This window comes from Nocardia sp. NBC_01327 (assembly GCF_035958815.1).
Classification (GTDB): domain Bacteria; phylum Actinomycetota; class Actinomycetes; order Mycobacteriales; family Mycobacteriaceae; genus Nocardia.
Map to the genome: position 1 here is coordinate 4461997 of NZ_CP108383.1, position 12945 is coordinate 4474941.

The 12945-nt window shown below is 66.8% G+C and carries 11 protein-coding genes; 6 read left to right on the forward strand and 5 right to left on the reverse strand.

What is annotated here, in order from left to right:
* The first annotated feature begins 37 nt into the window (after window positions 1-37).
* Both OG326_RS20380 and OG326_RS20385 read left to right on the forward strand, forming a co-directional pair.
* A complete protein-coding gene (locus tag OG326_RS20380; RefSeq protein WP_327146239.1) occupies window positions 38-577 on the forward strand; it encodes a DUF6790 family protein in 540 nt (179 codons plus the stop codon).
* 14 nt (window positions 578-591) lie between these two features.
* Complete coding sequence (locus OG326_RS20385; protein WP_327146240.1) at window positions 592-1242, forward strand: TMEM175 family protein; 651 nt, start codon at window positions 592-594, stop codon at window positions 1240-1242.
* Window positions 1243-1353: 111 nt separating this feature from the next.
* Here the strand turns inward: OG326_RS20385 and OG326_RS20390 are convergent, their stop codons facing one another.
* Window positions 1354-1665 carry a hypothetical protein gene (locus OG326_RS20390; protein ID WP_327146241.1) on the reverse strand — a complete coding sequence of 104 codons (312 nt, stop codon included), beginning with the start codon at window positions 1663-1665 and terminating at the stop codon, window positions 1354-1356.
* A 260-nt stretch (window positions 1666-1925) separates the two neighbouring features.
* Between OG326_RS20390 and OG326_RS20395 the strand changes: the two genes are divergently transcribed.
* The 3 genes from OG326_RS20395 to OG326_RS20405 all read left to right on the forward strand — a co-directional run bounded on the left by OG326_RS20395 (window position 1926) and on the right by OG326_RS20405 (window position 6933).
* Window positions 1926-3035: a phage tail sheath family protein gene (locus OG326_RS20395; RefSeq protein WP_327146242.1), complete on the forward strand. Its 1110-nt coding sequence runs from the start codon at window positions 1926-1928 to the stop codon at window positions 3033-3035.
* 168 nt (window positions 3036-3203) lie between these two features.
* Window positions 3204-4817, forward strand: a complete 1614-nt coding sequence (locus OG326_RS20400; RefSeq protein WP_442790983.1) for a family 2B encapsulin nanocompartment shell protein — start codon at window positions 3204-3206, stop codon at window positions 4815-4817.
* Window positions 4801-6933 (forward strand): polyprenyl synthetase family protein, encoded by a 2133-nt coding sequence (locus tag OG326_RS20405; RefSeq protein WP_327146243.1) that lies wholly within the window; start codon window positions 4801-4803, stop codon window positions 6931-6933. The genes OG326_RS20400 and OG326_RS20405 overlap by 17 nt, the downstream gene beginning before the upstream one ends.
* A gap of 107 nt (window positions 6934-7040) precedes the next feature.
* On the opposite strand, the gene OG326_RS20410 is transcribed toward OG326_RS20405, so the two are convergent.
* The 4 genes from OG326_RS20410 to OG326_RS20425 form a co-directional block, all read right to left on the reverse strand.
* On the reverse strand, window positions 7041-7847 hold the full coding sequence (locus OG326_RS20410) for an SDR family oxidoreductase (protein WP_327146244.1): 807 nt from the start codon (window positions 7845-7847) through the stop codon (window positions 7041-7043).
* A 20-nt stretch (window positions 7848-7867) separates the two neighbouring features.
* Complete coding sequence (locus OG326_RS20415) at window positions 7868-8905, reverse strand: alpha/beta hydrolase (RefSeq protein ID WP_327146245.1); 1038 nt, start codon at window positions 8903-8905, stop codon at window positions 7868-7870.
* A gap of 162 nt (window positions 8906-9067) precedes the next feature.
* Entirely contained in the window at window positions 9068-9751 is a 684-nt protein-coding gene (locus OG326_RS20420; protein ID WP_327146246.1) for a helix-turn-helix domain-containing protein, read from the reverse strand.
* Window positions 9748-11256: an APC family permease gene (locus OG326_RS20425; protein WP_327146247.1), complete on the reverse strand. Its 1509-nt coding sequence runs from the start codon at window positions 11254-11256 to the stop codon at window positions 9748-9750. The genes OG326_RS20420 and OG326_RS20425 overlap by 4 nt, the downstream gene beginning before the upstream one ends.
* Before the next feature lie 195 nt (window positions 11257-11451).
* Here OG326_RS20425 and OG326_RS20430 point away from each other — a divergent pair, with 195 nt between their 5' ends.
* Window positions 11452-12906, forward strand: a complete 1455-nt coding sequence (locus OG326_RS20430) for an APC family permease (protein WP_327146248.1) — start codon at window positions 11452-11454, stop codon at window positions 12904-12906.
* Window positions 12907-12945: the final 39 nt, after the last annotated feature.

Sequence of the window (12945 nt, forward strand, 5' to 3'; positions counted from 1 at the left end):
TTGACTGGTTAATATTAACCATGCAACACTCGGAGTCATGAACGCTCTGTCGTACCTCGCCCAGTCGGCTTTCCCTCTGATCTGGATCGTGATCGCGGTTGTCGGCGCGCTGATCCGAACCCGCCGCAGCCCCTCCCGTGCGGCCGCTCTAGAAACCTGGCAGCGCTGGTGGGCCGTCGCCGCGCTCGGCTGCGGCAGCCTGTGGATGACCATCGCCTTCCTGACCGCCCCGGACGTGATGGCCACCGCGATCGGCTTCGACCGGACCCCGTTCCAATTCGAGATAGCCTTCGCCAACCTCGGACTCGCGGTCATGGGTTTCCGCGCCGCCTCGGCCCCCGCCCGCGAGCGCATCACCATCGGCCTCGGTGCGGGAATGTTCCTGTGGGGTGCGGCAATCGGCCACGTCTTCCAGTGGTTCGCGCACGGCGACCATGCTCCCGGCAACACCGGTGGAGTGCTGGTGTGCGACATACTCTTTCCCGCGGTCATGATCATCCTCGCGCTCCGGTCGCAGCGGCTCGCCAGTGCCGAACGGCCCACGCTCGCGCCCGCCGTTCGAGAAGCCCGCGCGTAACCCAGGAGACTCCGATGTCGCTGCACCACAATGCGACCGGTCACAGCGCAGGCTGGTCACCCGACCGCATCGGCGCCTTCGCCGACGCCGTTCTCGCCATCGCGATCACCCTGCTGGTCGTCGAGATCAAGCGGCCGCAGGACGAGAACCTGGTCGATGCCGGCGCCCTGGCCGCATTCCTCTGGCGCGAGCGGGCCTCTTTCGTGGCGTTCGTCCTCGCGTTCGTCCTGCTGTGGGCGGTATGGCGCCGCCATCACACCTTGATCTACGAAGTGACGCTGCTGGATCGGCGCACCCTCGCATGGCATGCGCCGCTCCTGCTCTTCGTCGCGATCCTGCCCTATTCGACAGCGGTATTCGGGCACGCCACCGACAACAGCCTGGCCGTCTGCCTCTTCGCCCTGACATCGGCACTGCTGTTCGCCAGCGAAGGTGTGGTCCGGGATCTGGCCGCCCGCCGATCCGCACTAGCCGAGCACATCGCCCCGGCCGATCTCCGTACCAGTGCCGACGCCTCGTTCGCAGTCGCCGCGGTCTTCGTCGCCACAGCCGCACTCGCCTGGCTCACTCCACACGTCTGGTACGCCTGGTTTCTCGCACCACTGTCGGCCACATTCGGTGGACGCCTGATCGACCGCTTGCGCGGCGACGCTCCAATTCGCTGAACTGCATACCTACGCTCTGGCCGAACTGCGCATGGTCGCCGCCTGATTGGAGCATGGCTCTGATCGCGAATCACGACACCACTGCGCCGATCTCGAAGGTCGTCGGGGCGGTCAGGGCATGCGGGGCCAGGGGGTGTCGGGGACTGCGGGGCGGGGTTGTGGGATGCCGCCCGGGTACATGCTCTGGGCGTGGGCTTGGCCCAGGAGATTGGTGACGTCGGTGGAGGGGACGGTGGTTTCGGCCCCGCACCAGCTGCAGACCAGGCGGTGTCTGGTGCTGATCGTGAACAGCGGAGCGAAGAACAGCGTGAATTTCTTGATCACTTCCTGGAAGGAGTGGGCGCTGGGATTACGACAGCGCGCGCACAGAAAAGTGATCATGGCCAGTGTGCGCGCTTGCGTGCGCCAACCCCAGATGAGCATCGGAAGCCCCCCGATTCGGAAATACGAACGGGGGGAGCTTATTGCCTGCGGTCAGGTGGGGGCGATGAGGGTGCGTTTGAGGATTTTGCCGGTGGGGTTGCGGGGAGGGAGTCGCGGAAGGTGACAGCACGCCCTTCGCCTGCTGCATGCCTGAAGCCATCGTCGTGTGCGACCAAATCCTCGGAACGTGGGGTCTTGCCGTTTCTCTTGCGGGATCATGGTGACAACCTGTTCGCCGCAAAACGTAAGGGGGACAATCCATGCCGACCAATATTCAGACGAAGTGGCCTGGGGTGTATGTCGAGGAGTTGCCCGGCCTCTCGCTGTCCGTGAACTCGGGTGCGACTGCAGTTCCGGTCTTCATCGGCGCGTTCAGCGGCGCTCCCTCGGGGCTGACGAGACTCAACAGCTGGCTCGACGTCCAGGACCAGGTGTCCGATTCCGGCGCAGAGGGGGAGGGCGCTGGGACGGCGTTGAAGCCCGTATTGCGCGGGTACTTCGAGAATGGCGGCGGATACTGCTACGTGGCCAGCACCGTTGACAGCAGCCTGGCCGGCACCCTCGAGCAGGTGAACGCGCTCGACGACGTGACGATGCTGATCGCGCCGGGCCTGTGGGACCAGGGTGCCGAGGCGGCCCGCGAATGGGCCTACGCCTTGATCGCGTACGCGGACGAGCACCAGGCGATGGCGATCCTGCATACGGACCAGGGACAAACCCCTGCTCAGGCCCGAGAGACACTGGACGACTGGAAAATTGATTCGGACCACGCGGTCATGTACTACCCGTGGCTGATTCCGACCGGAGGTGAGGCGGCGGTGCCACCGTCCGGAGTCCTCGCGGGTATCTGGGGGAGGGTCGACCGCGAGCGGGGCGTGTGGAGGGCCCCGGCCAACGTTGCTGTCAGGGGCGTCGCCAGCCTGGAGTGGGAAGTTTCCGATTCAGAACAGGGTGCCCTCGGCAACATCAACCCCCTGCGTAGCTACTCGGATACGGGGATCCTGGTGTGGGGTGCCCGGACATTGCGGGACACCGACAGTTGGCGCTACATCCCGGTCCGACGTCTGTTCAATGCCGCCGAACGCGATATCCAACGCGCCATGCGGTTCGCGGTTTTCGAGCCCAACACCCCTCCCACCTGGGAGCGGGTGCGGTCGGCGGTCGACAACTACCTGTACAACCTCTGGACATCCGGGGCCTTGCTGGGCAACACACCCGAGGAGGCGTACTTCGTCCAGGTCGGAAAGGGCATCACCATGACCGATCAGGACATCGCCCAGAACAAGCTCATCCTCAAGTTCGGCCTGGCGGCCGTCAGGCCGGCCGAGTTCATCATTGCGCAACTCACGATCATCGTGGGCGAGGGCTGAAGGGTCCAGCTCCGAGCCTGCGTGAGATCTCTTCTCGTTCAACCGGACTCGGCCGTGTCCGGTTGCGGTGCCTTGGCGCGGGGCGGACGCCGCGGACGGACTCGGGCATTGGATATGACCGACGGGTTCGGTGCCCAGTCGATCGGTAGTCGAGTCTGATCGTTCTGGATGTCGTTGCACGCCGGTTTATTTGATTTCAACCCCGCGATGTCGGCTCGGATCTATCCTTTTCAGCAGCAAGTCCGATGGACGGCAAGCGCCGGAAAGCCGAGAGCGGCGGGCCGGTCATTGTGGTTGCTTTCGTGTGGCACTCTCCAATTCACCTCTTCGATTGGTGGTCGAGTCATGCCTGAAACAACAGCAGAAGTGAGCCCAGACGTCAACGGGCACAATGGAACTGGACATCTCAGCCTCAGTACTGCGGCCGCGCGGAAGTTGGCGGCGACCACCAAGTCTGTTCCACAGATGCAAAGCATCACCCCGCGTTGGCTGCTCGGACTACTGCCGTGGGTCGAGGCGCGCGGTGGCGCGTACCGAGTCAACCGGCGAATGAACTACACGCTGGGTGACGGACGGCTGGACTTCCACACCACCGGCGACGAGGTGCAGGTGATTCCGGCCGAGCTGACCGAACTGCCCTGGTTGCGGACATTCGCAGACACGGACGTGCTGGATGCCCTGGCAGGCAGGTTCACTCGACACGAATACGAACCCGGCGAGGTCTTGGTAGCGGCCGGCGCCCCGGCCGACGAACTCTATCTGCTCGTTCACGGCCGCCTCGCGAAACTCAGTGAAGGCGAATTCGGGCAGGAGTCGACCCTGGAAATCATCGCCGACGGCGACTATTTCGGCGACGAGGCACTGGTCGGTCCCGACTGCGCCTGGAGCTACTCGGTCAAGGCCACCACCTCCTGCACGGTCATGTCGTTGCCCAAGACGGCCTTTCAGGAACTGCTCGAGCAATCGGGCACACTGCGCAGCCAGCTGGACCGCTACCAGCAGACCGTGGACAAAGCGCAAAACGTCCACGGCGAGGCCGACGTGGAGGTCATTTCCGGTCATCGCGGAGAGGTGCCCATCGCCGGCACCTTCGTGGATTACGAGCTCAAGCCTCGCGAATACGAGCTGAGCATCGCCCAGACCATCCTGCGCGTGCACACCCGCGTCTCCGACCTCTACAACGAGCCGATCGACCAGCTCGAGCAGCAGTTGCGACTGACCATCGAAGCGGTGCGCGAGCGTCAGGAGTACGAGCTGGTCAACAACAAGGAATTCGGTCTGCTGCACAACGCGGACTTCAGCCAGCGCGTCTATACCCGCAGCGGCCCGCCCACCCCGCACGATATGGATCAGCTGCTCAATACGGTGTGGAAGAACCCCAGTTTCATTCTGGCGCACCCGGAAGCCATCGCCGCGTTCCACGACGAGTGCACCCGTCAGGGCGTTTCCCCCGAGATCATCCATGTCCTCGGCGGCCGGGTCTCCGCGTGGCGTGGCGTGCCCATCTATCCCTGCTGGAAGATCCCGATCAGCGACCGGCGAACCACCTCGATGATCGTGATGCGCACCGGCGAGACCGAGCAGGGTGTCATCGGCCTGCGCAAGACCGGCCTGGTCGATGAGCGCGAGCCCGGTCTGAGCGTGCGATTCATGTGCATCGATCAGCAGGCGATCGTCAACTATCTGATCACCTGTTATTACTCGCTGGCCGTCCTGGTGCCGGATGCGCTGGGCGTTCTGGAGAACGTTCAGCTCGGGAGCGTCAATGGCCATCAGCGCTGAGCCGGGAGCCGACCCCTTCCTCCGCGCCCGCCGGTTGATCGCCCCGGGTCTGCGCGCCGCGGCGGATCGGATGAGCCCGTCACTGCGCAAGGTGATCGGCTATCACTTCGGCTGGTGGGACGAGCACGGCGACCCGGTGGCGGAGAACAGCGGCAAGGTACTGCGACCCGTCCTGGCCATGCTCGCGGCCGAAGCGGTCGGCGGCACCGCCGAGCGTGCGACCAACGCGGCCGTCGCCGTTGAACTGGCGCACAACTTTTCGCTCCTGCACGACGACATCATGGACGAGGACCGCGTCCGCCGCCATCGGCCCACCGCGTGGACCGTTTTCGGGGTGCCCGCCGCGATCCTGGCCGGTGACGCGCTGAGCACCCTGGCGGCGGAGGCCCTGGTGGCCGACGGCCCACCGCTGGCCACCGACGGGGTGCCCCGGCTGCACGAGGCGCTGCTGCGTCTCGACGACGGCCAAGCCGCGGACCTGGGCTTCGAGGGTCGTGCCGATGTGCCGCTGGCGGAATGCGTGGCGATGGCACGCGACAAGACCAGCGCGTTGTTCGCCGCCGCCTGCGAACTCGGCGCCATGTCTGCCGGTGCGTCACCCCAAAGGGTCTGGCAGCTGCGCCAATTCGGTGAACATCTCGGCCTGGTATTTCAACTGGTCGACGATCTCCTGGGCATCTGGGGTGATCCGGCCGCGACCGGAAAGCCCGTCATGTCCGACCTGCGCGCTCGCAAGAAGTCGCTACCGGTGGTGGCCGCGCTGGATGCGGGCAATAGCGCTTCGGCACGCCTGGCCGAGTTGTATTGCGGTGCAGCGCCATTGGACGAGGATGCGCTGCGAACCTGTGTCGGCCTCATCGAGGAGGCCGGCGGGCGCACGTGGGCGCACCAGGAAGCGCAGCGTCAGCTCGACTTGGCGCTGGCATGTCTGCACGCCGCCAACCCGGAGCGGAAAGCGGCCGCAGAACTCGCCGCCCTGGCGCGACAACTCAGCGTGGGCCCGAGCGCATCGCCCCCGGCTACGGCGAAGCCGCTCCAGCTACCGACCTTCGAGGCCCTTCGTCCCGCCCGGCTCAACCCGAACGTGGAAGCCGCTCGCGCACATGCCCTTTCGTGGGCCAGAGACATGTCCATGTTCACTACGCATGCCGGCAATGAGCCGTGGACCGAGCAACAGTTCGAGAAGGAGGACTACGCACTGCTGTCCTCCTACATGTTCCCCACCGCTCCCGGAGGCAAGATCGATGTACTCACCGACTGGAATACGTGGTTGTTCTATATCGACGACTATTTCGCCAATGCCTGTGCGCCCACCGGCAATTCGACGTCGGTCAAAGCTCAGGTGGCAAGGCTGGGGCAGTTCATGCCGATCGACCTGGCTCAGCAGGTGCCCGTGGCGACCAGCCCCACCGAACGTGGTCTCGCCGATCTGTGGTCGCGCACCGCGCCGGGCATGTCGCACGACTGGCGGTGCAAGACGCGCGAGCGAATCGAGCAATGTCTGGGCGGCAACCTCCAGGAGCGGCGTAACCTGCAGCGGCACAACAGCAATCCGATCGACTACCTCGAACTCAAGCGCATCACCAATGGCGCTCCGGTGGTCGCGTGCCTGATCGAATACGCCCGAGCGGCGGAGCTGCCCGCCGCGGTCGTGCATGCTCCGGTGTTGCGTTCGCTCGTCGACAGCGTCAACGACGCGAGCATCCTGGTCAACGACCTCCACTCCTACCAGCGCGAGATAGCGAGCGAGAACGAGCCCGCCAATATGATCTTCGTGCTGCGGAATTCCCTCGGTTGCGATCTGGACCAAGCGGTGACCATGACCGGCGAACTGGCCCGCTCCCGGCTGCAGCAGTTCGAGTACATCGCCGACGTCGAGGTGCCGGCGATGCTCACAGAATGCGGCTCGAGCCCGGCCGAGAGTTCGAACGTGCTCGGATACATCGAAAGTCTCCGAGACTGGGTACCGGGCTGGCAGCAATGGTTCGCGCGAACCGAACGGTACGCGCAGGATCCTGTGCGTACCGCAGGCCACGAGTCGGTGCCCATCCGCCGTCTCGGCGGCCCCACGGGCTTGGGCACCGCCACCGCACGCCGACTGCTGCCGAGCCCATGACCCGCGATCTGCGACTCACACGCCGGGAAAGCGGGTGTGTGAGTCGCAGATCGGGGCTGGGAATCTTAAAGCAGGGCCTTTGTTCGGCGACTGGTTCGAGGTTGTCGCTAGAGCGAATCGGCTTTGCTGAGCCAGCCGACGACCGCGCGGGTGACCCAGGGTGGGCCGAGGCGGACTGCGAGGCCGGTGAGTTTAGTCTGCAGGCCGATAAGGACGTGTGGGCCGCGCAGGCGGTGGTGGTGAGTGGCGGTGCGCCACAGGGCTTCCGCGATGTCGTCGGGGGTCAGGTGTACGCCGAGGGTAGTTGCCGATTTCGAGCCGCGGGCCACCTCGTCCATCATTCCGGTGGCCACGAACAGGGGGAGCAGGTCGTGGACCGGGATGCCGTAGTGCCGCCATTCCAGGTCGAGCGCTTCGGTGAGGTTGCGGACGGCGGCCTTGGTGGCGCCGTAGGTGGCCAGTCCGGGCTGGCCGTAGAAGGCCGAGGCGGAGGCTAGGTTGACGACCTGGCTGCCGGGCGTGCGGCGCAGGTGCGGCAGTGCGGTGTAGCAGCCGTTGAGGACGCCTTTGACGTTCACGTCCACCAGGCGGTGCTGGCGTTCCAGTGAGATATCGCCGAAGGCCCCGGAATAGAGGATGCCCGCATTGTTGACCAGCAGGTCCAGGCGGCCGGTGGTATCGGTGAACTCCTTCAATGCCTGCTCCCAGCCCGCGGGATCGGTGACGTCGAACGCGCCGGTGACGGTCCGGCCGCCGATTTCCTCGGCGGTGCGGCGCACCGCGTCGGCGTCGATGTCGTAAAGGCCGACCGTCCAGCCCGCACCTGCGAACCGGGCGGCAATCGCACGGCCGATACCGGCGGCCGCGCCGGTGATGAGGACGGCGGGCTGGGACGCAGTGGCAGGCTGTGACATTCGAGCCTCTCGCGGTCGATTCAGGCGGCGCTGCGGCCGGTGGCGGCCGAATCGATCATCGCACGGTGGAACTCGGCGGCGTCGCAGGCGGCATCGCGGCCGTCGGCGAGCAGACCTGCGCCGAGGTGAATGAGGGTGTGCGGCGCGCTGGCCCGGATCTGCAACCGCAGCGGCACCTGCGCCTCTTCACAGCGCCGAGCCACCGCAAGTGCGTCGGCAAGCAGCATTTCGCGGGAGCCGACCTGCAGCAGAATCGGGGGCAGTCCGGTGAAATCGTGATTGACCACCGACCAGCTGGGGTCGAGCACCCCATCGATGGCGATCCCGCGCCGCACCACCATGCCGGGGCCCGCCGCGGGCAGCACCGCGTCGGCGTGGGCATTGGCATGTGCCATGCGGGCGGTGGAGTCGAAATCGGCCCACGGTGAGGTGACCGAAATCGCCACGGGCAGCGGCAGACCCTGATCACGCGCGGTCAGCGCCAGGCGCAGTGCCAGGCCGCCGCCGGCGGAATCCCCTGACAGGATGATCTTTTCGGGTGCGAAGCCCTGATCGAGCAGATAGCGGTACGCGGCGAGCGCGTCGTCGAGGCTCTCATTGGGATGCGCATCGGGCAGTTGCCGGTAGTCGACGGTGAACACCGGCAACTCGCTGATGCTGCCCAGTCGCGCGGTGTGGCGGCGGTAGCTGTTGAGCCCGCCCGCGATGAACGCACCGCCGTGGAAGTAGAGAATGGCCGCATCCCGCTCGATGCGCGGATCGGGAATCGGTGCGGTCCACAGCCATTCGGCCTGGAAATCATCGAAGAACACCGGATGCCGGTGCAGCCCGCGCGGCGCGCCCAGAATGCGGGCGGGCGCCTCCGAGAGCCGGGTGGCCCGGAAGATCAGCTCGGCGGGACCCGGCCCGAAATCGGCCACCCAGGCGCCCGCCCGCAGAAATTGCTGCAGGGTGGTGCGCAGTACGGGATGCGCGATGCGGGTGCCGATCCGGGCCGGTGGGCTGGTTTCGACGATCACGGACGTGACGGATTCCGAGGTCTGCGGCGACGTTGCCACGGGGCTCTCCTTGTCCGCGCCGCGAGGGGCCGAAGCGCTGGAACTGTTCTCAGATAGGTCGATGTGTGGCCGGGGCCATTGATCATCTTGACCTGCCGAGAGCGAATTGTCATGCCCGAGAGGCAAATTCCCTCCGGACCGAGACCTACCTCGCGGATCGGATCAGCGGTCGGTGAGCGCGGATTCGAGCCGTTCGCGCCCCGGCATGAGCAGCCCGAGCGCATCGCCGAGGTCCCGCAGTCGCGCCGAGGTGGTCGAGAGTGTGAGCCCGGCGACGAGGGCGCCGCGGCGGTCGCGGATCGGCACCGTGAGACAGCCGCTGCCGGGCCGCAATTCGTCCACCTGCAGCGCGTAGCCAAGACTGCGGGTCCGCACATCGGACTCGGCCAGAGCGAGGCGGCCGATGGCGGACACAGTCAGATCGCTGGTGATCGCATGCTCGTGTTCGATCGGATAGTCCGGGTCGGCGTCGAGAATGCGGACTCGGGGCCGAGTGGTGCCGGTGCGCAGGTATCCCGCCAGATGCACGCCGCCGCGAATACTCCCGCGCAATTGTTCGAGGACCTCGAGCGCCGCGCTGGGAAGTGGTGCGGGCGTGGCCATTCCGGCCAGTTCGGTCACCTTGCTGCCGAGCGCGAAGCCGCTCAGATCGGGGGTGCGGACCAGATACTCCTGCTGCACCAGCAGATTCAGCAGCCGGTAGGCGGTCGCGCGCGGCATGGCGAGATTGCGGCTGATCTCGCGCGCGCTCACACCCGGTCCGCAGGCGGCCACCTCCTCGAGCACCACCAGGGCGCTCAGGACCGCCTTGGGTTGCCGTCCTCCGATGCCCCCGGGTGCGCTCATTGCGGTTCCCGATCGCCGGGCGCGTTCGCCGCCCCGCCGAGCACCTCGGTACCGATGGGGGTGTCGTGCGTGCCGACCAGGAGTGCCCCGCGCTGCCGGGTGCGCCGGAATGCGGCCAGCCCGAGGAGGACACCGAGCAGGAACAGCCACACACCCGCGGATCGCGGTCCCCGCCATTCGGCGCCCAGGAACACCAGCAGACATCCCGCCAGCCCGAGCGCCGCCGTCAGCGCGACCACTGCGGGGCCGAGCGTGAATTCGCCGATGCGGCGCAGGAAGAACGGCACCGCGAGACATACCAGCGTGTACGCGAGCACATATCCGCCCGCCGAGACCACCAGCAGAATGCCGACCGCCGTCTTACTGGTGACACCCACCGCGAGCAGGACCAGCGGCACCGCGGTGACGATCGGCATGGACACCCCGATCGCGAGATGCGGTGTCCGGAACCTCGGATGCGTGCGACTCATGGCCTCCGGCAGCACCCCGTCGATCCCCATGCTCAGCAGCACCCGGACCAGCGCGGTCGCGGAGGCCAGCGCACAGGCGAAGAACGATGCCGCGACACCGCAATCGAGAATCGGGGAGATCCACCCGACCCCGTAGAACGACGAGAGTGCGTGCACCGGTGCGGAATCCTGGTCGAGGGCCACACCCGCCGCCCGGAATCCGGTGGTCTGCACCGACGTGGCGGCGACCACCAGGATCCCGGTGGCGATCGGTGACCAGATCAGCACCCGGGGCACCGCGGCGAACGGCCGGCGGGCCTCCACCGACAGCGATGCGGCACTCTCGAATCCGACAAATGCGGTGATCGCAATGACCACGCCCGTCACCAGACCGGCGAACGACAGGTGCTGCGGCGCCAGCAGATCCCGCGCGATCGGCCGCCGCCCCTGCCCGAGGAACAGCACCACCACCAGCCCGACGAGCACGGCCACCGCGACCGATTCCACCAGCAGACTCAGGCGCGCGGACACCCGCACTCCGCGCAGCATCACCACCGCGCACGCCGTACCGCAGCCGAGCACGCACAGCACGGGAACCAGGACGCCGGTGCCGAAACCCAGGGCCGCCAGCAGATTCGACAGCTGCAATCCGATATTCGCCAGGGAGTACATGGCGATGAACGCGTACCCCAGGATCATGCCGACACCGCACAGGAATGCCGCCGTGGCGCCGAGCCCCTTCGCGGTGAAGGTGTACAGCGATCCGGCGGTGGCCACCCGCTTGGTGAATTGATTGATCGCCGCCGCCACCGGCAGGGTCAGGCCCGCGCCCAGCACCGCCGCCCACAGCGCCCCGTCACCGCTGGCGGTCACCAGCATGGCCGGAATCGTGGCCGCCGCCGCACAGGGTGCGATGGCCGAGACCGATTGCGCCAGCAGGCCGGGAAAACCGAGGCTGCGGCGGCGCAGCCCGGACATGGGCGAGGTATCGCGCACCCCGGTGACCGGGGGCGGATCGGCGATCGCCTGATCGAGTGCGCTGCCGCGTGGGTTCATACGCTCGGAACGTACGAACGTGGTGTGTCGCAGATGTTTCCGGAATGTCAGCGCTACGTGTTGGCAAACGAGACGCCCGCCACCGGTGCGGTCTCAAACGCGGCGGCGATGACCGTTACTGCCGGGTCACGGTCCGGAAAAGGTGTGCGCCAACAGTATTGAGGGTTCCAGTTTCCGCTTCTCGGAGGTGCCCCCGTGACCCCCATATCCCCGCCCGGCGCGAGCGCGTCCGCACCGCCCGCCGGGCTGCACGGCTCGCTCGGGACCGGCGCCATCATCTTCATGGTGGTGGCCGCCGCCGCACCGCTGACCGTGATCGGCGGTAGTGCGCCCATCGCCATGCTGATCGGCGACGGGGCCGGGTTCCCGTCCATGTTCGTCGTGGCCGCCGTGGTGCTGCTGCTGTTCTCGGTCGGACTCAGCGCCATGAGCCGCCATGTTCCCAAGGCCGGCGCCTTCTTCACCTATATCGGCTACGGACTGGGCCGTCCGGCCGGGCTGGGTGCGGCCTATCTGGCGCTCCTGACGTACACAACGGTTCAGGTCGCGGTCTACGGCTTCCTGGGCGCGGCGCTGCGCCGTTCCGTCATGGATATCCACGGTCCGGATATTCCCTGGTATGTCTACGCCCTCGCCGTGATCGCGATCGTCGGCACACTCGGCTACCGGCATATCGAATTCAGCTCGAAAGTGCTGGGGCCGTTGCTGATCGCGGAAGTCGGGATCGTTCTGCTGCTGGGCGTGGTCATCGTGGCGCGTGGCGGGGCGGCCGGACTGTCGGCGCAGCCGTTCACACCGCACCTGGCGCTGTCCGGCTCTCCGGGACTCGGATTGATGATGGCGCTCGCCGGTTTCATCGGTTTCGAGGCGACGGCCATCTTCCGGGACGAGGCCCGCGATCCGGCCCGCACCATTCCCCGCGCCACCTACGGCGCGGTGATCTCCATCGGCCTGTTCTACACCTTCGGCACCTGGGCGCTGGTGATGGCGTGGGGTCCGGATCGGATCCTGGACGAGGCCGGAAAGGATCCGGGCGGGCTCATCGTCCGCACCGCTTCGGAATATCTCGGCTCGGTAGGTGCTGTCGCGGTGAACGTTCTCTTGCTCACCAGCCTGTTCGCCTGCGTGCTCTCGTTCCACAATGTTGTTGCGCGCTATCAGCATTCGATGGGTACGACGAATGTGCTGCCCGCCGGACTGGCCCGCGTGCACGCCCGCCATGCCTCACCGCATCTGTCCTCGCTGGTGCAGACGGCGACGGCGGCCACGCTGGTGGTGGTGTTCGCGCTCTGCCGCCTCGATCCGGAACTGGAGGTGTTCACGTGGTTCTCGGGTGTCGCGAGCCTCGGGGTGGCGGTGCTGATGGCACTCACCTGCGCCGCGGTGATCGTCTATTTCGCGCGCACCCGCGCCGATACGCGGATCTGGCACACGCGTATCGCCCCGGCGCTGGGCCTGGTCGGCCTCGCGCTGACCGCCTGGCTGATCGCGGTCAATTTCCCGACCCTGATCGGCGGCTCGACCACCCTGGCCGCGGTCCTGCTGCTGATCACCGCCGCTTTCCCGCTCGCCGGAATCGCGCAGGCGTACGCGCTGCGCCGCGCCAATCGGATCGTCTACGACGGCATCGTCGACGCGATCGCCGCCTGACCGTCCCCCGGAATTGCTGTCCTTCTCAACAGGAGTTGC